The organism is Pseudomonas sp. D2002 (genome assembly GCF_013385735.1).
Taxonomy (GTDB): Bacteria; Pseudomonadota; Gammaproteobacteria; order Pseudomonadales; family Pseudomonadaceae; genus Aquipseudomonas.
Genome location: NZ_JACAPL010000009.1, coordinates 99,956 through 121,275 on the forward strand (window position 1 = coordinate 99,956; position 21,320 = coordinate 121,275).

Annotated in this window: 21 protein-coding genes; 14 read left to right on the top strand and 7 right to left on the bottom strand. The window is 60.9% G+C overall.

From position 1 onward, the window contains the following. The coding region (locus HX783_RS18180; protein WP_177017802.1) for a DUF2059 domain-containing protein at positions 1-742 on the bottom strand (742 nt) is incomplete at its 3' end. Between the two features lie 131 nt (positions 743-873). Between HX783_RS18180 and HX783_RS18185 the strand changes: the two genes are divergently transcribed. Next, entirely contained in the window at positions 874-1,506 is a 633-nt protein-coding gene (locus HX783_RS18185) for a 2OG-Fe(II) oxygenase (RefSeq protein WP_177017970.1), read from the top strand. A 2-nt stretch (positions 1,507-1,508) separates the two neighbouring features. Next, positions 1,509-2,003: a DUF523 domain-containing protein gene (locus tag HX783_RS18190; protein WP_177017803.1), complete on the top strand. Its 495-nt coding sequence runs from the start codon at positions 1,509-1,511 to the stop codon at positions 2,001-2,003. A 36-nt stretch (positions 2,004-2,039) separates the two neighbouring features. Here HX783_RS18190 and HX783_RS18195 read toward each other — a convergent pair whose 3' ends face one another. Beyond that, positions 2,040-2,513: a transporter substrate-binding domain-containing protein gene (locus HX783_RS18195; protein ID WP_177017804.1), complete on the bottom strand. Its 474-nt coding sequence runs from the start codon at positions 2,511-2,513 to the stop codon at positions 2,040-2,042. Between the two features lie 133 nt (positions 2,514-2,646). Here HX783_RS18195 and HX783_RS18200 point away from each other — a divergent pair, with 133 nt between their 5' ends. Continuing rightward, positions 2,647-3,087, top strand: coding sequence for a DUF4399 domain-containing protein (locus HX783_RS18200; protein ID WP_177017805.1), 441 nt, complete (start codon positions 2,647-2,649; stop codon positions 3,085-3,087). Positions 3,088-3,149: 62 nt separating this feature from the next. Here the strand turns inward: HX783_RS18200 and serA are convergent, their stop codons facing one another. Next, entirely contained in the window at positions 3,150-4,379 is a 1,230-nt protein-coding gene (gene serA / locus HX783_RS18205; RefSeq protein WP_010167810.1) for a phosphoglycerate dehydrogenase, read from the bottom strand. A 225-nt stretch (positions 4,380-4,604) separates the two neighbouring features. Here serA and HX783_RS18210 point away from each other — a divergent pair, with 225 nt between their 5' ends. The 4 genes from HX783_RS18210 (at position 4,605) to HX783_RS18225 (ending at position 8,894) form a co-directional block, all read left to right on the top strand. Beyond that, a complete protein-coding gene (locus tag HX783_RS18210; protein WP_159960747.1) occupies positions 4,605-5,999 on the top strand; it encodes an FAD-binding oxidoreductase in 1,395 nt (464 codons plus the stop codon). A gap of 21 nt (positions 6,000-6,020) precedes the next feature. Next, positions 6,021-6,686 (top strand): fumarylacetoacetate hydrolase family protein, encoded by a 666-nt coding sequence (locus tag HX783_RS18215; protein ID WP_177017806.1) that lies wholly within the window; start codon positions 6,021-6,023, stop codon positions 6,684-6,686. Between the two features lie 255 nt (positions 6,687-6,941). Further along, positions 6,942-7,865, top strand: a complete 924-nt coding sequence (locus tag HX783_RS18220) for an SdiA-regulated domain-containing protein (protein WP_177017807.1) — start codon at positions 6,942-6,944, stop codon at positions 7,863-7,865. Positions 7,866-7,985: 120 nt separating this feature from the next. Continuing rightward, the gene (locus HX783_RS18225; RefSeq protein ID WP_177017808.1) at positions 7,986-8,894 is read left to right on the top strand and encodes an SdiA-regulated domain-containing protein; all 909 of its coding nucleotides are present in this window, start codon (positions 7,986-7,988) and stop codon (positions 8,892-8,894) included. Here the strand turns inward: HX783_RS18225 and HX783_RS18230 are convergent, their stop codons facing one another. Together HX783_RS18230 and rpiA are read right to left on the bottom strand one after the other, a co-directional pair. Continuing rightward, positions 8,895-10,841, bottom strand: coding sequence for an autotransporter domain-containing protein (locus tag HX783_RS18230; RefSeq protein ID WP_177017809.1), 1,947 nt, complete (start codon positions 10,839-10,841; stop codon positions 8,895-8,897). 367 nt (positions 10,842-11,208) lie between these two features. Continuing rightward, a complete protein-coding gene (rpiA, locus tag HX783_RS18235; protein WP_159960739.1) occupies positions 11,209-11,880 on the bottom strand; it encodes a ribose-5-phosphate isomerase RpiA in 672 nt (223 codons plus the stop codon). A gap of 137 nt (positions 11,881-12,017) precedes the next feature. Between rpiA and ilvA the strand changes: the two genes are divergently transcribed. From ilvA to HX783_RS18255, 4 genes are read left to right on the top strand one after another with little or no spacing between them, the layout of a single operon-like run. Then, entirely contained in the window at positions 12,018-13,532 is a 1,515-nt protein-coding gene (ilvA, locus tag HX783_RS18240) for a threonine ammonia-lyase, biosynthetic (RefSeq protein ID WP_177017810.1), read from the top strand. A 41-nt stretch (positions 13,533-13,573) separates the two neighbouring features. Further along, the gene (locus HX783_RS18245; RefSeq protein WP_177017811.1) at positions 13,574-13,987 is read left to right on the top strand and encodes a DUF2269 family protein; all 414 of its coding nucleotides are present in this window, start codon (positions 13,574-13,576) and stop codon (positions 13,985-13,987) included. Between the two features lie 9 nt (positions 13,988-13,996). Continuing rightward, positions 13,997-15,262: an SDR family oxidoreductase gene (locus tag HX783_RS18250; protein WP_177017812.1), complete on the top strand. Its 1,266-nt coding sequence runs from the start codon at positions 13,997-13,999 to the stop codon at positions 15,260-15,262. Continuing rightward, positions 15,259-15,726: a DUF2269 domain-containing protein gene (locus HX783_RS18255; protein WP_159960731.1), complete on the top strand. Its 468-nt coding sequence runs from the start codon at positions 15,259-15,261 to the stop codon at positions 15,724-15,726. The genes HX783_RS18250 and HX783_RS18255 overlap by 4 nt, the downstream gene beginning before the upstream one ends. Before the next feature lie 101 nt (positions 15,727-15,827). Here HX783_RS18255 and HX783_RS18260 read toward each other — a convergent pair whose 3' ends face one another. Continuing rightward, on the bottom strand, positions 15,828-16,484 hold the full coding sequence (locus HX783_RS18260; protein WP_177017813.1) for an HAD family phosphatase: 657 nt from the start codon (positions 16,482-16,484) through the stop codon (positions 15,828-15,830). Positions 16,485-16,627: 143 nt separating this feature from the next. On the opposite strand from HX783_RS18260, the gene HX783_RS18265 reads away from it, so the two are divergent. Then, a complete protein-coding gene (locus HX783_RS18265) occupies positions 16,628-17,107 on the top strand; it encodes an RNA pyrophosphohydrolase (RefSeq protein WP_003176750.1) in 480 nt (159 codons plus the stop codon). 22 nt (positions 17,108-17,129) lie between these two features. Continuing rightward, positions 17,130-19,409: a phosphoenolpyruvate--protein phosphotransferase gene (ptsP, locus tag HX783_RS18270; protein ID WP_159960727.1), complete on the top strand. Its 2,280-nt coding sequence runs from the start codon at positions 17,130-17,132 to the stop codon at positions 19,407-19,409. A 124-nt stretch (positions 19,410-19,533) separates the two neighbouring features. Here ptsP and HX783_RS18275 read toward each other — a convergent pair whose 3' ends face one another. Further along, positions 19,534-20,280 carry an NRDE family protein gene (locus HX783_RS18275; RefSeq protein WP_177017814.1) on the bottom strand — a complete coding sequence of 249 codons (747 nt, stop codon included), beginning with the start codon at positions 20,278-20,280 and terminating at the stop codon, positions 19,534-19,536. Between the two features lie 214 nt (positions 20,281-20,494). On the opposite strand from HX783_RS18275, the gene lgt reads away from it, so the two are divergent. After that, the gene (lgt, locus tag HX783_RS18280; RefSeq protein WP_159960723.1) at positions 20,495-21,307 is read left to right on the top strand and encodes a prolipoprotein diacylglyceryl transferase; all 813 of its coding nucleotides are present in this window, start codon (positions 20,495-20,497) and stop codon (positions 21,305-21,307) included. Positions 21,308-21,320: the final 13 nt, after the last annotated feature.

Genomic DNA, 21,320 nt, shown 5'->3' on the forward strand with positions numbered 1-21,320 from the left:
GGCTTGAGGTGCTTTGGCCGACGGCAAGGCCAGCGCGAATCGCTGCCAGCGCCGCCTTGTAATACGCCCGACCGTCCGGCGACTCCGCAAAGGTGGCGAATTCCTCCAGCTCCGGGTCAGACAAATCCCGATAGACGTACAGCAGCGTGTTATTCAGGTCATTGCCAATCTGCTGCATCAGCCGCTCACGCTGACCATTCAACATGCCTTGCGCCTGACCGCCGCCCAACAGGCCGGGAATCATCTGGCTCAAGCTGTCGGCGGCCACGCCGGCAATCGCCAGGCTGACCTCCGCACCGGCTTCGCGCGCAGGCAGCGCTTGGGCCAGGTGGCCGATGATCAGGCTGCGGGTGGCGTCGGCCTCGATGTGTGGCAGGCCTTGGGCGTTTTTCGCCAACTGGTCGCGGCGCGTGGCCAGCAACTCGGCGGCGACAATCTTGCGGCCCAGCGGCGACTGGAAAAACGCCAGGGCGGGTTTCGGGTCTGCGAGGTTCTTGCGCAATTGCGCCTCGGCGCGCTGGTCCACGGCCTGGGCGGCGAAGCGTTTATTGCTATTGTCCACCAGCGCCTGGTACACCGCCGGCGGCAGGCTATTGCGGTAGCGTTGCTGGGCGGCAGTGAGGGCGTCATTGAAATGCGCACGTTGTTCGGCCCAGCCGGCGACCTTGTACAACTGGTCATGGCCGTCTGCCCAAGCGGGCAAAACGCAGAACATCAGCATGGAAAAAAACAAACGACGCATATGGACTCCTGTCAGTCGGCCACTATTGTCCGTGTCGGGCGTAGGATTTGTCGAGAAATCCTATCGGTCACCTGACTAAAGTGTATTCAGACGCTCGGCGGCTCTGTCGGATTTACAGGCGTATGGATACTATGCGCGCCATGCAAATACCCCTCGATCATCCTCTGCTGCAACGCATTGTCGACGACCTGGCCGAAAAAGGTTGGTCGCAGCAGAACGGCTTCCTGCCCCAGGCTCTGACCCTGGAACTGGCGGCTGAGTGCCGTAAACGTGCGGCGCAGGGGGAATTGGCACCTGCTGCTGTAGGACGCGGCCCGGCCCAGGAGATCCGCGAGGGCATTCGCGGTGACCATATCCAGTGGCTGGAAGAAGGCGATGCGGCCGTCTGCGAGACCTACATGGGCGTGATGGACAGCCTGCGCCAGGCGATGAATCGTGGTTTGTTCCTCGGCCTGGAAGACTTTGAAAGCCACTTTGCGATGTACCCGCCGGGTGCGTTTTACCTCAAGCACGTGGACCGTTTTCGCGACGATGACCGGCGCATGGTCTCGGCGGTGGTGTACCTGAATGACGCGTGGCTGCCCGAACACGGCGGCCAACTGCGCATGTACCTCAAGGACGGCGTCGAATACGATGTGGTGCCCACGGGCGGTTGCCTGGTGGTGTTCCTGTCGGGTGAAGTGCCCCACGAAGTCCTGCCCGCCACGCGCGAACGCCTGTCCTTGACCGGCTGGTTTCGCCGGCGGGGTAACGAGCCGTTTTAAACATGGAAAAGATTCTGATCAGCCGCTGCCTGCTCGGGCACAAAGTGCGCTACGACGGCGGGGCCAGCGGCCCGTTCGACCAACTGGCGGCGTGGCAGGCTGAAGGCCGTGTGGTTGCGATCTGCCCGGAAGTGTCGGGCGGTTTGCCTACGCCGCGGCCCTCCGCCGAGATCCCTGGCGGGCAGGGCATTGATGTGTGGGAAGGCCGCGCCCAGGTGCTGACGGCCGAGGGCGAAGATTTCAGTGCCGCCTTTCTCGACGGCGCTCGCCATGCGTTGGCGTTGGTGCAGCGCCACGGCATCCGCATTGCCATTCTCAAGGCCAATAGCCCGTCCTGCGGCAACGTGCTGACCTATGACGGCACGTTCAGCGGTGTGAAGGTCAGCGGCGAAGGGGTGACGGCGGCGTTGCTCAAGCGCCATGGGGTGTTGGTGTTCAGTGAGCTGGAGTTGCCTGAGGCGGTGCAGGCGCTGACGCAACTCTCTGGCCGAACCTGAATCGAGTGTGGGAGCCAGCTCCCACATTGACCGCATTTACTCAGACTCGAACCACTTCTGCGTCAACGCCTTCAGTCGGCCATCGGCCTTGATGTGCTGCAACGCCTTGTCCAGGCTACTTTTGAACGCTGGGTTACCCTTTTGGAATGGAATCGCCAGCTCAGGTGTTTCCTTATAGGGTGCACTGAAATCGAAACGATCCCGTAGCTCGGCAGTCATAGCGATATGGTTGATGGCTACGTCGTATTTGCCGGTTTCAACGCCTGGCAGCAAATCGGTGTCATCGGTGGTGATGAACGAGGGGCGCACATCCATTTCCTTCGCCAGTTGCTCGCCCAGTTCCACTTCGAACCCGGTGAGCTTGTCACCGTCCTTGAAGTTGAACGGCGGCGTGTTGGCTTCCAGGGCAATGCGCAGTTCGCCGCGATCAAACACATCATCGATCAATTCGGCGTGAGCCAAAGGACTCAGAAGGGGTAGCAACAGTACAAGGCCAGGCGAAAAGCGCATGGTCACTCCTAAAGAATTCGTAATGCGAGGCGCCATTCAGCATCGCTTTGCTATGGTGTTGAGTGCCTTGGACAGCAATTTGTCGCGAAGTTGTCATAACCCAACAGATTTCCTGCAGAAACTGGAGAAGTGAATGAAAGCTCTATTGTCCCGTGCAACGATTGCCAGCCTGCTGCTGGGTGCCTCGATTTTGGCCACTGCTGCTGACGGTATTCCGCGCAGCGCGCCACCTGAAGGTGCCAAAGTCTTTATCGTGTCGCCAAAAGACGGCGCCACCGTGGATAAAACCTTCACCGTCAAATTCGGCATGGAAGGCCTCAAACTGGCCCCGGCTACCAGCCAGGACCCAGGCACTGGTCACCATCACCTGCTGATCGACCAGAAAGAGCTGCCTGACGCCAGCGTACCGATCCCGGCCACCGACACCGTGATTCACTACGGCAAGGCCCAGACCGAAACCGAGCTGACCCTCACCCCAGGCAAGCACACGCTGCAACTGGTCGCGGGCGACAAACTGCACATGCAGTTCAACCCGACCGTAGCCTCGAAAGTCATCACGGTTAACGTCAAGTAAGCGTCGTTGAGACGAAAAAAAGGGAGCCCTAAGGGCTCCCTTTTTTGTGCAGCGTTGAAGCCTTAGAACAACACGCGGCTACGAATCGTGCCGTTGATGTGCTGCAGCTTCTCTTGCGCCAGGTCCGAGTACTCGGCGTCGACGTCGATCACCACGTAGCCGACCTTCTCGTTGGTCTGGAGGAACTGACCGGAGATGTTGATGCCGTTTTCCGCGAAGACCTTGTTGATCTCCATCATCACGCCAGGAATGTTCTGGTGGATGTGCAGCAAACGGTGCTTGCCAGGGTGAGCCGGCAGCGCCACTTCCGGGAAGTTGACCGAGGACACCGACGTACCGTTGTCGCTGTACTTGACCAGTTTTTCGGACACTTCCAGGCCGATGTTGGCTTGGGCTTCAGCGGTGGAACCGCCGATGTGCGGGGTCAGGATCACGTTGTCCAGGCCACGCAGCGGGCTTTCGAAGATGTCGTCGTTGGAGCGTGGCTCTACCGGGAACACGTCGATGGCGGCGCCGATCAGGTGCTTGTCCTTGATCGCGTCGGCCAGGGCGTCCAGCTCAACCACAGTGCCGCGTGCCGCGTTGATCAGGATGCCGCCTTTCTTGATGGCGCGGATTTCCTTCTCGCCGATCATCCACTGGGTCTCAGCGGTTTCCGGCACGTGCAGGGTGACGATGTCGGACATGCCCAGCAGTTCGGTCAGGCTCGACACCTGGGTGGCGTTGCCCAATGGCAGCTTGGTCAGGGTGTCGTAGAAGAACACCTGCATGCCCAAGCCTTCGGCCAGGACGGACAACTGCGTGCCGATCGAGCCGTAACCGACGATACCCAGCTTCTTGCCGCGGATTTCGAAGGAGTTGGCCGCGCTTTTGATCCAGCCGCCACGGTGGCAGGAAGCGTTCTTCTCAGGGATACCGCGCAACAGCAGGATGGCTTCCGCTAACACAAGCTCCGCAACGGAACGGGTGTTGGAGTACGGGGCGTTGAACACCGCGATGCCGCGCTCGCGCGCTGCGTTGAGGTCGACCTGGTTGGTGCCGATGCAGAAACAGCCGACAGCCACGAGTTTCTTGGCGTGGTCGAAGATCTCTTCGGTCAGCTGAGTGCGGGAGCGAATGCCGATAAAGTGCGCGTCGGCGATCTTTTCCTTTAACTGGGCTTCCGGCAGAGAACTGGTGATGTACTCAATGCTGGAGTACCCAGCGGCTTTCAGTACGTCGACAGCCGATGGGTGGACGCCTTCCAGAAGAAGGAACTTGATCTTGCTCTTATCGAGAGAAGTCTTGCTCATCTGCGTAAACCTGTATCCCGGAGAAAAATGGCAGGGAATCGAGCAGTTAGTGCCCTGAACCAGTGCACAAGAGCTGACCCGGACGGCAGGAAAGCCGTCACCGCAGAACGCCCTTGGGCTCTGTCCTGCGGGGGCGGTATGCTAGCATACGCGCCCCGCTAAACACCTATTCCTGCGACGTGAAGCGTTCTCAGGATGACCATGAATTGTTCGAGAGTTCTGTCGATGACCCATCCTGCCCTGATTGATGAGCTAAAGACCCTGGTTGAGCCCGGTAAAGTGCTGACCGATGCAGACTCCCTGGAGGCTTACGGCAAGGATTGGACCAAGCACTTCGCACCCGCGCCTAGCGCCATCGTGTTCCCCAAGACCACCGAGCAGGTGCAAGCCATCGTGCGTTGGGCCAATGAACACAAGGTCGCGCTGGTGCCATCCGGTGGCCGTACTGGTCTGTCGGCTGCTGCTGTGGCGGCTAATGGCGAAGTGGTGGTGTCGTTCGACTACATGAACCAGATTCTCGACGTGAACCTCACCGACCGCACCGCCGTGTGCCAGCCGGGTGTGGTCACCAAGCAATTGCAGAACGTCGCCGAAGAAAAAGGCCTGTACTACCCGGTGGACTTCGCGTCGTCGGGTTCGAGCCAGATTGGCGGCAATATCGGCACCAATGCCGGCGGGATCAAGGTCATTCGCTACGGCATGACCCGCAACTGGGTGGCCGGTATGAAAGTGGTCACCGGCAAAGGTGACGTGCTGGAACTGAACCGCGACCTGATCAAGAACGCCACCGGCTACGACATGCGTCAGCTGTTTATCGGCGCCGAAGGCACGCTGGGCTTTGTGGTCGAAGCCACCATGCGCCTGGACCGGGCGCCGAAAAACCTCACCGCGATGGTGCTCGGTACTACCGACTTCGACTCGATCATGCCGGTGCTGCACGCATTCCAGAGCAAACTTGACCTGACCGCCTTCGAATTCTTCTCCGACAAAGCCCTGGCCAAAGTGATGGGCCGTGGCGACGTACCGGCGCCGTTCGAAACCGAGTGCCCGTTCTACGCACTGCTGGAATTCGAAGCCACCACCGAAGAAGTCGCCAACCACGCGCTGGAAACCTTCGAACACTGCGTCGAGCAGGGCTGGGTGCTGGACGGCGTGATGAGCCAGAGCGAAACCCAACTGCACAACCTGTGGAAACTGCGCGAGTACATCTCCGAGACCATTTCCCACTGGACGCCCTACAAGAACGATATCTCGGTGACTGTCTCCAAAGTGCCAGCGTTCTTGAAGGAAATTGACGCGATCGTCGGCGAACACTACCCGGATTTCGAAATTGTCTGGTTCGGCCACATCGGCGACGGCAACCTGCACTTGAACATCCTCAAGCCGGAAAACCTGAGCAAGGACGAGTTCTTCGCCAAGTGCGCCACTGTGAACAAGTGGGTGTTTGAAACCGTCGAGAAGTACAACGGCTCGATCTCCGCCGAACACGGCGTGGGCATGACCAAGCGCGATTACCTGACCTATAGCCGCTCGCCGGTTGAAATCGAATACATGAAGGCAGTGAAAGCGGTGTTCGACCCTAACGGGATCATGAACCCTGGCAAGATCTTCGCTGTTTAACCGCCCTGAAGGAGTCGTTTCATGAGCTACCAGCACAAGTATGTCGACGGCACCAACATTCACTTTCCCCTCGGCAAAGTGGTATGCATCGGGCGTAACTACGCCGAACATGCCAAGGAACTGGACAACCCGGTGCCGACCGAGCCGTTGCTGTTCATCAAACCGGGCAGTTGCGTGGTCGCGCTGGAAGGCGGCTTTGCCATCCCAACCGAGCGCGGTTCGGTGCACTACGAAGCGGAAATCGCGGTGTTGATCGGCAAGCCGTTGTCGACCAAGCCCAGCCGTGAAGAAGTGCTGGACGCCATCTCCGGCTTCGCCCCGGCGCTGGACCTGACCCTGCGCGACAAGCAGGCCGAGCTGAAAGCCAAGGGCCTGCCGTGGGAAATCGCCAAGTCCTTCGACGGCGCGGCGGTGATTGCACCGTTTGTGGTCAGCAGCACGTTTGCCGACGTGACCGACATCGGCATTCGCCTGACCATCAACGGCGAAGTGCGTCAGGACGGCAACAGTTCACAGATGCTCAACCCGATCATCCCGATGATCCAGCACATGTCCGGCTGCTTCTCGCTGCAGGCTGGCGACGTGATTCTCACCGGCACACCGGCCGGTGTTGGGCCGTTGAATGTGGGTGATGAGCTGGTGCTGGAATTGGCGGGCGTGAGCCGCTTCGAAAGCAGCGTTCGCTAAAGGCTGTATACAGCGCCGATCGTTCCCACGCTTTGCGTGGGAATGCAGCCCTGGACGCTCCGCGTCCGCCCTTGAGTTCGTGACGCGGAGCGTCACAAGAGGCATTCCCACGCGGAGCGTAGGAACGATCAGTACGTTCTGGATCCCTGCTTTTGCATTTTTTTCACACGCCATCCGGATAATCCTCAGCCTCCTGCGCGCGGGCCCGTTGATCCTGTGCTATCACCTAACGCTGACTTCCCGGAAAAGCGCTCAATGGCCGTGACTTTGCCCTCCGCTGCACCCAAGCCCCGTTCACGCTTTGCCCTGCGCTGGTATTCCTGGCTGTTTCTGGCCGGTGCGATTGTGTATGGCGTTGCCTGGCTGATGCATTGGGACGACCGTGGCGTGCTGTGGGTGGCGGAGCGCTTTGAATCGCCGGCCGAGCGACAAGCCAGCGTGTGGCTGCCGAACTACCACGTCGTCATCGACGCCAAGTTGCTGCCGGGCATGGAGAAGGACGAGGCTTCCGACCTGTCCTACAACCCGCAGACCAAAACCCTGTTTTCCGTCATGGGCAAAAACCCTTTCCTGGTCGAGCTGAACCTGCAAGGTGACGTGCTGCGCAAAATGCCCCTCAACGGCTGGAACAACGCGGAAGGCGTGACGGTGATGGAAAACGGCCTGATGGCCATCGTCGATGAGCGCATGCACACCCTGACCGTGGTGAAGGTCGACGCAAACACCCAACAACTGAATATCGCCGACTTCAAAAGCTACGACCTGGGCCCCTCCAAGGACCAGAACAAAGCCTTCGAAGGCGTGACCTGGGACAAGCGCAACCAACAGATCGTGCTCGGCGAAGAGCGCCCACCGGCGCTGTTCACCTGGAAAAGCGATGGCGCCACGCTGACGGGCGACAAGCAAAAAATCGCCAACACCGAATTGGACATGCGCAACCTCTCGGCCCTGGCCGTCGACCCGCGCACCGGGCACTTGCTGGTGTTGTCGGCCGACTCACACCTGTTGCTGGAGCTGGATGAAAAGGGCGAGCAAGTCAGCTTCATGACCCTGCTCGGCGGCTTCAACGGCCTCAAGCACACCATTCCGCGTGCCGAAGGCGTGACCATGGATGAGGGCGGCACGTTGTACATGGTCAGTGAGCCGAACCTGTTTTACCGTTTCGAAAAACAGAAATAACCCAGGTTTACGTCGAGTATTTCTCCAATAGCGGCATTCGCCACACATCCGGCAGCGTTTAAGTTTAAATTCAGACAGGCGTGATATTCATTCGCCACTTTTTGACTTCGAGCTGCCCTGATGCGTCGATTTGCCCGCCCCAAACCCGCGTTTTTCATTGTGTTGCTGATCGCCCTCGTGGCTGCCGGGGTGGTCGCACAGCAATTTCGCTTGTTCGAGCGCGCGTGGTTTAACTGGCAGGCCTGGCGCCAGCCCGCCGACGAGCGCTCGATTGGCTTGGCCGATTACCGCGTCAGCCTGGAGGCCAAGGTGATCGACGGCCTCGACGATGATGTCTCGGCCCTCACCTATGACCCAGTGCGCAAAAGCCTGTTTACCGTCACCAACAAAAACGCCGAGCTGATCGAACTGTCCCTGGACGGCAAGATTCTGCGGCGCATTCCCCTGGTGGGTTTTGGTGATGCGGAAGCGGTGGAGTTCATCAGCGACAACATCTACGTGATCAGCGATGAAGCCCAGCAGCGGCTGATCAAAGTGCATGTGGATGACGACACCCAGTTTCTCGACGCCGCCGACGCGGAGCAGATGACGCTGGGCGTGCACATCGGTGGCAACAAGGGCTTTGAGGGCCTGGCCTACGACTCGGTGGGCAAGCGCCTGTTCGTGGCCAAGGAGCGCGACCCGATGCTGATCTACGAGGTCCACGGTTTCCCCCACTTCAAGCCGGAAAAAACCTACTCGGTGCACGTAATCAACAACCCCAAGCGCGATGCCGGGCTGTTTGTGCGCGACCTGTCGAGCCTGCAATACGACGAGCGCAGCGGGCATTTGCTGGCGCTGTCGGATGAGTCGTTTCTGGTGCTGGAGCTGGACATCGACGGTCGCCCATTGAGCAGTCTTTCTCTGCTCAACGGGCGCCATGGCCTGCAAAAACGCGTGCCCCAGGCCGAAGGCATCGCCATGGATGACGAAGGCTCGCTCTACGTGGTCAGCGAGCCGAACCTGTTTTACGTGTTCAAGAAGCCCTGATCAGAACATCCATTGCACGCCCAGTGAATAGCCGGTCTGGCTGCCTTCGGTGTGCCCAAGGCGGCTGTTCACCTCGGCGTAAACGCCCAGCTGCGGGGTGATCGCCAACTGGCTGCCGACTTGTGCGCGGCCAAAACTTTTATCCACTGAGCCCAATTTGGCGGTGCGTGCCTGGCCATCGGCGTGGGCGGTCAATTGCAGGTCGTCGAGGCGCCCGTCGGCCAGCTCCCTGACCCAGGCGATATCGCCGTAAGGCAACAGGCTCAAGCCATAGGGCAGGGCGACCGCGCCGCGCACGCGCCAACCCAGGCTGGCTTCCACGGAGTCGAAAGACTGCTCTTCGTACTCCAGCGCGGTGCGCAGGTTTTGTTTTTCGTGGAATTTATCGATGCGCGAGTGGCTGTAGTCCAGGCCGGCAAACGGCCCGCTCTTGATCGCGCCGAAGTCGAAGTCATAACCACCCAGTACGCGTGCGCCTAATGTCAGGGCGTCGGTGTTGCCGCTGAGTTGCTGGTTGAGCAGCACCGGGCCGCCGTTGGCCTGGATCAGCAGGTTGCGCTTGGCGTCGAACCGCGTATGGCCGACGCTCAGGTCACCGGCCAGCCAGCTCGGCCCTCCGTCGTTGAGCAAGGCGTAGGCCGCGGCCTGCCAAGTGTCGCTGTCGAGTTTGCCGCGGTGTTCGAGTTTGTCGCGGCCGTTGAGGTAGCTCAGGCTTGCGCCGATGTTCAGGCTGGAAGTGAGTTGATAGTCGCCGAGGGCATGCACGCCCAGGCGGTGGGCGTCGCGGTTCAGCGGGCTGTCGAAGCCGCTGTCCGGGGTGTATTCACCGTCCACGCCGACTTCTCCATCGAAGCTGCCCACCTCGCGGCTGGCCGCTTGCAACGTCAGCCAGCGGCGATCATGCAGGCGCACCATGGCCTGGTGCTGGCGCTGCAAGTTGTCCTGCATATTGCGCGCAACCGCGCCGCCCGAAGCAGTGGAGGCCATCAGGTCGGCGTTGGTCAGCTCCAGCACCAGGCGGCTGAGCAGGCGCGAATAATCGCGCAGGCGCTGGTCGATGCGCGCCTGGCCGAAGGCGTCGGTGAGCACGGCTTTGTTGTCTTCGGCAGGGTCGTGCCAGGTGGAACCGCCGGGGATTTTCGGGTTGTTGGTCTGGGTATAACCGTCCAGGTCGCCCAGCTCCCAGTTGGTGGCTTCTATGTACAGAATCGGGATTTTCAGCGGTTCAAAAGGCTCGCCATCGCTGCAGCAGCCGGTGCCCTTGGGGTATTGCGGGTCCAGGCCCGGGTTGGTGAACAGTGGGATATTCAACTCCCTGGCAATCTGGAAAGCGTGCTCGCGCAATGACGCCAAGGCCGGGTTGGCGGTGCTGTTCTGGCCGGCGTGGGCGTACATCATGTCGCCGGTGATCAGGCTGTCGAGGTTGATCATCGCCAGCATGTTTGCGCGCTGGCTGGCGCTCAGTGAGTCGACAAATGCCTTGGAGCCGCGCAGGCCTTCTTCTTCCGCGCCAAAGCCGACAATCTGCAAGCCATTCTCCAATTGCAGGCCGCCGAGGTTCTTCGCCACTTCGGTCAGCACGCTGGCGCCGGAGCCGTTGTCGTCCAGGCCTTGCAGGGTGGGGCGGCCGAAGTAGGTGTCGAAATGCGCGCCAATCACCACGTACTGCGCTTTGGTGCCGGCGGCGTAGGCCACCACGTTTTGCGAGGCGCGACTGCCGTTGTTCCAGGTGAAGTTCTGGCGGCTGAGGCTGTAGGCCGAGCCCATCTGGCTCTGCATCCAGTCTGCAGCCCCGGCGAAGTTGGCGGTGCCGCGATACCGGCCGGGGTAGTCGTTGATCAGCTTTTCCAGAGTGGTGTTGGCGTGCTGGCCGTAATCGTAGGCCTGGGTTTGCATCGACAGCAGGCTGCCGACAACGCTGATGGCGAGGGCTAGGGGCTTTATCACAAGGTCGTCCTTGAGGTGATAGGGAGGTTCGAGTCCAGACCCATTGCACAATGCGCGCCTTATTCCCTGGGCGATTGCGAAGTGGCGCATTGTTAAACGCGTGGGTCGCTTGGCTGTAATTTGTAACAGGTTTGATACTAATGCAGGCGTGACATGCCGTGAGGTAGCGCACGATTTTGGCGAGGGGTGCAGCGAAAGGTAGCGTTTTTGTTACATAAATATCGAGGTCAGCACATAACAAATGTGGGAGCGGGCTTGCTCGCGAATGCGGTGTGTCAGGCAACTGATCTGGGGACTGACCCACCGTATTCGCGAGCAAGCCCGCTCACACACAAAACCGGTTCCCACAGGGGGATTGGCGGTGCTTTTAGGCCTTGAGGGTTTTCACGCCTTCAGAAGTGCCCAGCAACAACACATCCGCAGGGCGCGCGGCGAACAAACCATTGGTCACTACGCCCACGATTGCATTGATCTGCGTTTCCAACTCCACCGGGTTGGTGATCTGCATGTTGAACACATCAATGATGATATTGCCGTTGTCGGTCAGCACACCTTCGCGGTACACCGGGTCGCCGCCCAGTTTCACCAGCTCGCGGGCCACGTGGCTGCGGGCCATCGGGATCACTTCCACCGGCAGCGGGAACGCGCCGAGTACTGGCACCAATTTGCTCGCGTCGGCGATGCAGATAAAGGTCTTGGCCACGGCCGCGACGATCTTCTCGCGGGTCAGGGCGGCGCCGCCGCCTTTGATCAGGTTCAGGTGCGCGTCGCTTTCGTCGGCGCCGTCGACGTAGAACTCCAGGTCGCTCACGGTGTTGAGCTCATACACCGGAATGCCATGGCCCTTGAGGCGTGCGGCGGTGGCTTCGGAGCTGGCCACGGCGCCGTCGAACGCGCCCTTGTGCAGGGCCAGCGCGTCGATAAAGCAGTTGGCGGTGGAACCGGTGCCGACACCGACGATGCTCTTGTCGTCGAGTTTAGGAAGGATTAAATCGACGGCGGCTTGGGCCACTGCCTGTTTGAGTTGATCCTGGGTCATGCGGGCTCCGGAACGGGCGGGGAGTTATCGAGGGCGGCGAGTATAACCCAACAAAACCTCGGGATTCGTGTGGTCGCCCGGCCAAACGCTGGGTTAGACTCCTTGGCCCTGCCCAACCTGCTCAGTGATGCCCGCCGATGCTTGAACAGTACGTCAAAAAGATCCTCACCTCGCGCGTTTACGACGTTGCCGTCGAAACCCCCTTGCAGACCGCTCGCCAGCTCTCCGAGCGGCTGGGCAACAAGGTCTGGCTCAAGCGTGAAGACTTGCAGCCGGTGTTCTCGTTCAAGATTCGCGGCGCCTACAACAAGCTGACCCAACTGAGCAGCGAGGAGCGTGCGCGCGGCGTGGTCACCGCGTCTGCCGGCAACCACGCCCAGGGCCTGGCCCTGGCGGCCAAGGTGCTGGGGGTCAAGGCGACGATCGTGATGCCCAAGACCACCCCGGAAATCAAGGTCGAAGGTGTGCGCTCACGTGGCGGCAAAGTGGTGTTGCACGGTGATTCCTTCCCGGAAGCGCTGGCCTACTCGCTGAAGTTGGTCGACGAAAAAGGCTACGTCTACATTCACCCCTACGATGATCCACACACCATTGCCGGGCAGGGCACCGTGGCAATGGAGATTCTGCGCCAGCACCCTGGGCCGCTGGACGCGATTTTCGTACCGGTGGGCGGCGGCGGGCTGATTGCCGGTATCGCGGCGTACGTGAAATACCTGCGCCCGGAAATCAAGATCATCGGCGTCGAGCCGGACGACTCCAACTGCCTGCAAGCCGCCATGGCTGCCGGCGAGCGTGTGGTGTTGCCGACCGTCGGTATCTTCGCCGATGGCGTGGCCGTGGCGCAGATCGGCCAGCACACCTTCGACATCTGCAAAGACTATGTGGACGAAGTGATCACCGTCAGCACCGACGAAATCTGCGCGGCGATCAAGGACATCTACGACGACACCCGCTCGATCACCGAGCCGGCTGGTGCGCTGGGCGTGGCCGGGATCAAGAAATACGTGGAGACCCGTGGCGTTACCGGGCAAACCCTGGTGGCCATCGACTCCGGCGCCAACGTCAACTTCGACCGCCTGCGCCATGTGGCCGAACGCGCCGAGCTGGGTGAAGGCCGCGAAGCCATTATCGCCGTGACCATCCCCGAAAAACCGGGCAGCTTCAAGGCGTTCTGCGAGGCCGTGGGCAAGCGCCAGATCACCGAATTCAACTACCGCTACCACTCCGGCCGCGAGGCGCACATCTTCGTCGGCGTGCAGACGCACCCGGAAAACGACCCGCGCAGCGCGCTGATCGCCAGCCTCACCCGCCAGGGTTTCCCGGTGCTGGACCTGACCGAGAACGAACTGGCCAAGTTGCACATTCGCCATATGGTTGGCGGGCATGCGGCGAAAGTCAGCGACGAGCTGGTGTTCCGCTTCGAGTTTCCGGAGCGTCCGGGGGCGCTGTTCAACTTTCTTAACAAGTTGGGCGGGCGCTGGAACATCTCGATGTTCCACTATCGCAACCACGGCGCGGCCGACGGCCGTGTGGTCGCCGGCCTGCAAGTGCCGGCGGACGAGCGCCACCTGGTGCCGGCCGCGTTGGCAGAAATCGGCTACCCGTATTGGGATGAGAGCGAAAACCCGGCCTACCAGCTGTTCCTCGGTTGAGCGACTACGCTGACTGAGCGGCCTATCAAGGAATCGAGACCATGGAAACGCTGACCACCCTCAAGGTTATCCACATCACCGCCACCGTGTTGCTGTTGCTCAGCGGCCTCGGCCTGGCGGTGCTGGCCTGGCGCAAACGCAGCGCCGGGCCAACGGTTACCGTGCAACGCCCGTGGGCGTTTGTGTGGTTGCTGATGGGAATTTGCGTGGTCAGCATGCCGTTTACCGGCTGGTGGCTGGTGCATCTGACCGGCTGGCCGCTGGGGCAAACCTGGATTCTGGGTTCCAGCATCCTCTATACCGTGGCAGCGCTGGCCTGGTTCTGGCTGGTGGCGCGGCTTAATCGCCTGCGACTGGGCGGTGGTGGCAACCTGAATTTCACCTTGGTGCTGGCAGTCGTCAGCCTGGTGGGGTTTGTGGCGATTGCCGGGCTGATGGGCGCCAAGCCGGTCTAAAGGAGCTTCATGAACGTACTTCTGGTCGGCGCCACAGGGTTTGTGGGCCGCCATCTATTGCGCGCCTTGCAGCAAGCAGGGCATTGCGTGATTGCCACCTCTCGAAAACCTCAACATCCGGATTTTCCAGGCGTGGAGTGGCGTGCGCTGGATTTAGGCCAGTTGGCTGTCGATCCCGAACATTTCGTGTTTCCTGCGACTGTTGATTTATTGATCAATGCGGCCGGCCTGCTGAGTGTGGATGCGGCTGAACTGAGCCGGGTGCAAGACCGAGGCGCGCGCGTGCTGTTTGATCTGGCCGCCCAGCGTGGTGTGCGGGTGTTGCAGATTTCCGCCCTGGGCGCTTCGGCGCACTCCGACCTGCCGTTTCTGGCCAGCAAAGGTTCGGCGGACGACTACCTGCTCAGCCTGGGCATAAGCGCTGTGGTGTTGCGGCCTTCATTGGTGGTGGGCGCGGGCGGTGCCAGCAGTGGCTGGTTGGCCGGGCTTTCGCCTCTGCCGCTCATTCCATTACTGAACCTCACCGCGCAGGCGCAGCCGGTGCATATCGACGATCTGGTCGGCGCGGTACTCGCCTTGATGCGCCAGTGGCCCGCCGAATCCATGGTCTTGCCGCTGGTGGGGCCTGAGCCGATGAAGCTCTCCCAACTGATTGATCACCTGCGCACCGCTCAGGGCTGGGGCCCTGGACGCTACCTGCAAGCGCCGCTGCTGGGCTTGGGCGGATGGTTGGGCGATCTTCTGGGCTGGCGGGCGTTGAATCGACAAAGCATCGCGCTGGCGCAACAGGACAATGTGGCCGACCCCGACGTGTTGGCCTCGGTCTGTGGATACACCGCCGCGCCGTTGGCCGCGCGACTGCAAGACTGGCCGACGCCTGCCCAGAGCAGCCAGCCCATGATCCGCCCGCTGATGTTGGCGGTGCTGGTGCTGATTTGGCTGGGCACGGCAGCGGTGTGCCTCGGCCCGGGCTACGACTGGGGTCTGCGCATCCTCGCCGAGGCTGGCGTGCAAGGCGCGTGGGCGACGCTGGCCGTGATCGCCGGTGCCGTGTGCGATGGTCTGCTGGGCCTGGGGCTGTTAGTCAGGCGCTGGCGCAGGCGGGCGTTGATCCTGCAACTGCTGCTGATGGGCGGGTATACGGTGGTTATCAGCATAGTCCTGCCCCATTACTGGTTTGATCCCTACGCCGCCGTCGCCAAGAACCTGGTGCTGATGGTCGCGACCCTTTGGCTGTTCTGGACTGAACCTTTTTTGACTGAGCCCCGGCAATGAGCGCCTACCTGCTGCTGAAAACCCTGCATATCCTGTCGTCGACCATCCTGTTCGGGTTGGGCGCGGGCTCGGCGTACTACGCCTTGCGCGCCTGGCGCAGCGGCAAGGTTGAAGTCATCGCTGTGACCTTCAAACATCTGGTGTTCGCCGACTGGGCGTTTACCGCGACCACGGCAGTGTTCCAGCCCTTGAGTGGCATTGGCTTGATGCACTTGGCGGGTTGGTCGATGCAGCAAAGCTGGCTGCAATGGACCGTCGGCCTGTATTGCCTGGCGGGGATTTGCTGGCTGCCGGTGGTGTGGCTGCAGATTCGTGTGCACAAGATGGCGGAGCAGGCGTTACGCGATGGCACGGCGATGCCGATCAAGGCGGCGACCTATATGCGCTGGTGGTTTGGCTTGGGCTGGCCGGCGTTTCTGGCGTTTATGGTGATTTTCTATTTGATGGTGGCTAAGCCGATGTAGGGCTTGGGATTCGGGGGACTTCATCGCAGGCAAGCCAGCTCCCACACTTGGATGTGTGAATGCATTCAAATGTGGGAGCTGGCTTGCCTGCGATGGGGCCATCAGCTTCGCAGTGTAATCACCGGCCAGCCACGCTTTTCAGCTTCAGCCCGCAAATTCGGATCCGGATCCACCGCCACCGCGTGCGTCACCTGCTCCAGCAACGGCAAATCATTCATCGAATCGCTGTAAAAGTAGCTGTCCTCCAGGCTGTACCCGGTTTCTTCCAGCCAACGATTCAAGCGCGTCACCTTGCCTTCACGGAAGCACGGCACATCGGTACTGCGCCCGGTGTAGCGGCCATTTTCCATTTCGCACTCGGTGGCGATCAGGGTTTCAACGCCCAGGCGCGCGGCAATCGGCGCGGTGACGAAGCGGTTGGTGGCGGTGATGATCACCAGCTTGTCGCCGGCGGCGCGGTGCTTGGCCAGCAACTCCAGCGCCTGGGGCAGCACGATTGGCTCGATGCAGTCGCGCATATAGTCGCGGTGCCATTCATCCAGCTGGGCCATCTCGGTGCGGCCAAGGATTTCCAGGCAAAAGTTCAGGTACTCGGCGTTATCCAGCTTGCCGGCCAGGTAGTCCTGGTAAAACTCATCGTTGCGGGCTTTGTAGGCCACCGCGTCGAGAATCCCGCGTTCGCAGAGGTAATCGCCCCAGGCGTGATCGCTGTCACCCCCCAGAAGCGTGTTGTCCAAGTCGAATAAAGCCAGGCGCATTGCAGTTACTCGCTGAAAAGTCTGTAAAAAGGCGTCCAGAATACGGTCTTTTCACAAGAGTGCACATAAGGTAAGAAGCCTCGTTGCCGCTGGAACAACCTTTGTGGAACAATGCGGCGACATGCGTTTGCGAGGTTGTTGCCGTGATCGACCCCGATGGTTTCCGTCCTAATGTCGGGATTATTCTTACGAATGATGCCGGACAGGTGCTATGGGCTCGCCGAATCAACCAAGATGCCTGGCAGTTTCCTCAAGGTGGAATCAACCCCGACGAAACCCCTGAAGACGCCTTGTACCGTGAGTTGAACGAAGAAGTCGGCCTTGAGCGTGAAGATGTGCAAATTCTGGCCTGTACCCGCGGCTGGTTGCGCTATCGTTTGCCGCAACGCCTGGTGCGTACCCACAGCCAACCGCTGTGCATCGGCCAGAAGCAGAAATGGTTTCTCCTGCGCCTGATCTCCAACGAGCAGCGGGTGCGGATGGATTTGACCGGTAAACCGGAGTTCGATGGCTGGCGCTGGGTCAGTTATTGGTATCCGTTGGGCCAGGTGGTGACATTCAAGCGCGAGGTTTATCGTCGCGCTCTCAAAGAGCTTGCCCCGCGCCTTTTAGCGCGCGACTGACGACGGAGTTCGACCCCGAGCCATGCTCAATACGCTGCGCAAGATCGTCCAGGAAGTTAACTCCGCCAAGGATCTCAAGGCGGCGTTGGGGATTATTGTGTTGCGCGTCAAGGAAGCCATGGGCAGCCAGGTCTGCTCGGTTTACCTGCTGGACCCCGAGACCAACCGTTTTGTGCTGATGGCCACCGAGGGCCTGAACAAGCGCTCCATCGGCAAGGTCAGCATGGCGCCCAATGAAGGTCTGGTGGGCCTGGTGGGGACGCGTGAAGAACCCCTGAACCTCGAAAACGCGGCCGATCACCCGCGTTATCGCTACTTTGCCGAAACCGGCGAAGAGCGCTACGCCTCGTTCCTCGGCGCACCGATCATTCACCACCGCCGCGTTGTCGGCGTGTTGGTCATCCAGCAAAAAGAGCGCCGCCAGTTCGACGAAGGTGAAGAAGCCTTCCTCGTGACCATGAGCGCGCAGCTTGCCGGGGTTATTGCCCACGCCGAAGCCACGGGCTCGATTCGTGGCCTGGGCCGCCAGGGCAAGGGCATCCAGGAAGCCAAGTTCGTCGGCGTACCGGGTTCACCGGGTGCTGCCGTCGGTACGGCGGTGGTCATGCTGCCACCGGCCGACCTCGATGTGGTGCCGGACAAGACCGTCAACGACATCGACGCTGAAATCAAACTGTTCAAGACCGCCCTGGAAGGCGTGCGCGCCGACATGCGCAACCTGTCGACCAAGCTGGCCACGCAACTGCGCCCCGAAGAGCGCGCGCTGTTCGACGTGTACCAGATGATGCTCGACGACGCGTCCCTGGGTAACGAAGTCAAAACCGTGATCAAGACCGGCCAGTGGGCCCAGGGCGCGTTGCGCCAGGTGGTCACCGATCACGTCAACCGTTTCGAATTGATGGACGACGCCTACCTGCGCGAGCGGGCTTCGGACGTGCGTGACCTGGGTCGCCGTCTGCTGGCCTACCTGCAGGAAGACCGCACCACCAACCTGGTCTACCCCGACAACACCATCCTGATCAGTGAAGAGCTGACCGCCACCATGCTCGGCGAAGTGCCGGAAGGCAAACTGGTGGGTTTGGTCTCGGTACTGGGTTCGGGTAACTCCCACGTCGCGATCCTGGCCCGTGCCATGGGCATTCCGACGGTGATGGGCCTGGTGGACCTGCCGTATTCCAAGGTCGACGGCATCGACATGATCGTCGATGGGCATCGCGGCGAAGTCTTTACCAACCCCAGCGAAGTACTGCGCAAGCAATACGCCGAGGTGGTGGAAGAAGAGAAGCAGCTGGCGCTGGGCCTCGATTCGCTGCGCGAGCTGCCGTGCGTGACCCTCGACGGCCACCGCGTGCCGCTGCTGGTCAACACCGGCCTGCTCGCCGATGTGGCCCGCGCGCAACAGCGCGGCGCCGAAGGCGTGGGCCTGTACCGCACCGAAGTGCCGTTCATGATCAACCAACGGTTTCCGAGTGAAAAGGAGCAGCTGGCGATTTATCGCGAGCAACTGTCCGCCTTCCACCCGTTGCCGGTGACGATGCGCAGCCTGGACATCGGCGGCGATAAGTCACTGTCCTACTTCCCGATCAAGGAAGACAACCCCTTCCTTGGCTGGCGCGGCATTCGCGTGACCCTCGACCACCCTGAAATCTTCCTCGTGCAGACCCGCGCCATGCTCAAGGCCAGCGAAGGCCTGAACAACCTGCGCATCCTGCTGCCGATGATCTCCGGCACCCATGAGTTGGAAGAAGCCCTGCATTTGATTCACCGCGCCTGGGGCGAGGTGCGCGACGAAGGCGCCGATGTGCCAATGCCGCCGATTGGCGTGATGATCGAAATCCCGGCTGCTGTGTATCAGGCTAAAGAGCTGGCGCGGCAGGTGGACTTTCTCTCGGTCGGCTCCAACGACTTGACCCAATACCTGCTGGCCGTGGACCGCAACAACCCACGCGTAGCCGACCTTTACGACTACCTGCACCCGGCCGTCCTGCAAGCCCTGCAACACGTGGTGCGCGACGCCCATGCCGAAGGCAAGCCGGTGAGTATCTGCGGTGAAATGGCCGGCGACCCGGCGGCGGCAGTGCTGTTGATGGCGATGGGTTTTGACAGCCTGTCGATGAACGCCACCAACTTGCCGAAGGTGAAGTGGATGCTGCGCCAGGTTGAGCTGAGCATGGCCAAGGATTTGCTGGCGGAGTTGATGACCATCGACAACCCGCAAGTTATCCACAGCTCGCTGCAGTTGGCGCTGAAGAACCTGGGGCTGACGCGGATGATCAACCCGGCTTCGGCGAAGACCCTCTAACTGATCGTTCCCACGCTCTGCGTGGGAATGCCGCCTGGACGCTCTGCGTCCGCTCTTGAAGGCGTGACGCGGAGCGTCACTGGATGCATTCCCACGCAGAGCGTGGGAACGATCAACATTACCGCTAAATGCTCAGTTCTACTTCACCCAACCGCCCACCCAGCGGCCCGAAACTGCGCTCCACCATCCGCCGCGTCCCATCCGCATTCACAATCAACGCCGTACTCGCCCGCGTCCCATAACTGGGGCTGGCGATGAACACGCTCGACAGCAGACTTTCGGTCGCCAAGCCCACGCCTGTGTCCGGCAGGTCAGCAAACGACGCGGTCTGTGGGTCGCTCAAAATATCCAGCAAGGCCTGAGGTTGTGGGTTCTCCAGCAACTCACTCAACGCCGCCTTGGCCTTGAGCAATTTGGGCCACGGCGTATCCAGCCCGGCATTGGATAACCCATAAACCCCAGCCTCCAGCCGCGTCGGCTCAGTCTGATTGGCGTTGTAATGCCACAGCTCATCACGCGTACCCACCAGCAGGTTAAATCCGGCATATTCAATCGAACGGCCGTTAACGTCGGCTAAGTAGTCGTCAATCGGCGTTGAGCCGCTGAGAAAACGCGCCACCAACTCCCCGCGCGACTTGCGTGCGGGCGGCTGGTGCGGGTCGCGGATATTGGTCAGGGCCGCAAACCGCCCATCGGCGTTTACGCCAAGCCAGGTGCCGCCTGCTTCCTGGTCGCGGCCGGCGTAGATGTGCGGCGCATCCGGCCATTGGGCCAGCGGCAGGCTGGGGCGGGCGTAGAATTCATCACGGTTGGCCGCGACGATCAGCGGTTGGGCATGGCCCGGCCGCCAGGCGAAAACAATCAGGCACATCAGGCGATCCCTTTTGTGTTTTCCCTCACTCTACCCACACAACGGCGGGCGTTCCATCGTATCGAAGTTGGGTCGCATGCCTTCCATCCGTTAACATGCCGGGCTATTGGGCGCGTCTGAACTTCTTAATTTGAAATTGCGGCTGTAACGCAGGCTTAATCCCACACCGGCATGGTCCGGTGCGCCATGACTATTGATTTAACGAGGAGTCGCAATGCTGCCTTACCCGCAGATCAACCCGGTGGCCGTGGCCATCGGTCCGCTGCAAATCCATTGGTACGGGTTGATGTACCTGATCGGCATCGGCGGTGCCTGGCTGCTGGCTTCCCGGCGCCTGAACCGTTTCGACCCGACCTGGACCAAGGAGAAGCTCTCCGACATGGTGTTCTGGATGTCGATGGGCGTCATTGTCGGCGGGCGTCTGGGGTATGTGCTGTTTTACGACCTGCCGGCCTATATCGCCAACCCGACGCTGATCTTTGAAGTGTGGAAGGGCGGCATGGCGTTCCACGGCGGCTTTGTCGGCGTGATGATCGCCGCGTGGTGGTTCGGCCGCCGCAACGGCAAGTCGTTCTTCCAACTGATGGACTTCGTCGCACCGTTCGTGCCGATTGGCCTGGGCGCCGGGCGTATCGGTAACTTCATCAACGCCGAGTTGTGGGGCAAGCCAACCGACGTTCCGTGGGCCATGGTGTTCCCGCCGTTCAGCGACCCGGCGCAATTGCCGCGCCATCCGTCGCAGCTCTACCAGTTCGCCCTGGAAGGTGTGGCGCTGTTCCTGATTCTGTACATCTTCTCGCGCAAGCCACGCCCAACCATGGCCGTATCGGGGATGTTCGCGTTGTTCTACGGGATCTTCCGCTTTATCGTCGAGTTCGTCCGCGTGCCGGATGCACAGCTGGGCTACCTGGCGTGGGGCTGGTTGACCATGGGGCAGATCCTCAGCATGCCGATGATCCTGGCGGGCCTGGGCCTGCTGTGGTGGGCGTACAATCGCCCGCAAGGCATCAAGAACACCGCGCTTTAAATTCGAATGCCGG

Coding starts and splice junctions, on each gene's coding strand:
- HX783_RS18185 (WP_177017970.1), top strand. CDS start 874: ATGCGCGCCATGCAAATACCCCTCGATCATCCTCTGCTGCAACGCATT.
- HX783_RS18190 (WP_177017803.1), top strand. CDS start 1,509: ATGGAAAAGATTCTGATCAGCCGCTGCCTGCTCGGGCACAAAGTGCGC.
- HX783_RS18195 (WP_177017804.1), bottom strand. CDS start 2,513: ATGCGCTTTTCGCCTGGCCTTGTACTGTTGCTACCCCTTCTGAGTCCT.
- HX783_RS18200 (WP_177017805.1), top strand. CDS start 2,647: ATGAAAGCTCTATTGTCCCGTGCAACGATTGCCAGCCTGCTGCTGGGT.
- serA (WP_010167810.1), bottom strand. CDS start 4,379: ATGAGCAAGACTTCTCTCGATAAGAGCAAGATCAAGTTCCTTCTTCTG.
- HX783_RS18210 (WP_159960747.1), top strand. CDS start 4,605: ATGACCCATCCTGCCCTGATTGATGAGCTAAAGACCCTGGTTGAGCCC.
- HX783_RS18215 (WP_177017806.1), top strand. CDS start 6,021: ATGAGCTACCAGCACAAGTATGTCGACGGCACCAACATTCACTTTCCC.
- HX783_RS18220 (WP_177017807.1), top strand. CDS start 6,942: ATGGCCGTGACTTTGCCCTCCGCTGCACCCAAGCCCCGTTCACGCTTT.
- HX783_RS18225 (WP_177017808.1), top strand. CDS start 7,986: ATGCGTCGATTTGCCCGCCCCAAACCCGCGTTTTTCATTGTGTTGCTG.
- rpiA (WP_159960739.1), bottom strand. CDS start 11,880: ATGACCCAGGATCAACTCAAACAGGCAGTGGCCCAAGCCGCCGTCGAT.
- ilvA (WP_177017810.1), top strand. CDS start 12,018: ATGCTTGAACAGTACGTCAAAAAGATCCTCACCTCGCGCGTTTACGAC.
- HX783_RS18245 (WP_177017811.1), top strand. CDS start 13,574: ATGGAAACGCTGACCACCCTCAAGGTTATCCACATCACCGCCACCGTG.
- HX783_RS18250 (WP_177017812.1), top strand. CDS start 13,997: ATGAACGTACTTCTGGTCGGCGCCACAGGGTTTGTGGGCCGCCATCTA.
- HX783_RS18255 (WP_159960731.1), top strand. CDS start 15,259: ATGAGCGCCTACCTGCTGCTGAAAACCCTGCATATCCTGTCGTCGACC.
- HX783_RS18260 (WP_177017813.1), bottom strand. CDS start 16,484: ATGCGCCTGGCTTTATTCGACTTGGACAACACGCTTCTGGGGGGTGAC.
- ptsP (WP_159960727.1), top strand. CDS start 17,130: ATGCTCAATACGCTGCGCAAGATCGTCCAGGAAGTTAACTCCGCCAAG.
- HX783_RS18275 (WP_177017814.1), bottom strand. CDS start 20,280: ATGTGCCTGATTGTTTTCGCCTGGCGGCCGGGCCATGCCCAACCGCTG.
- lgt (WP_159960723.1), top strand. CDS start 20,495: ATGCTGCCTTACCCGCAGATCAACCCGGTGGCCGTGGCCATCGGTCCG.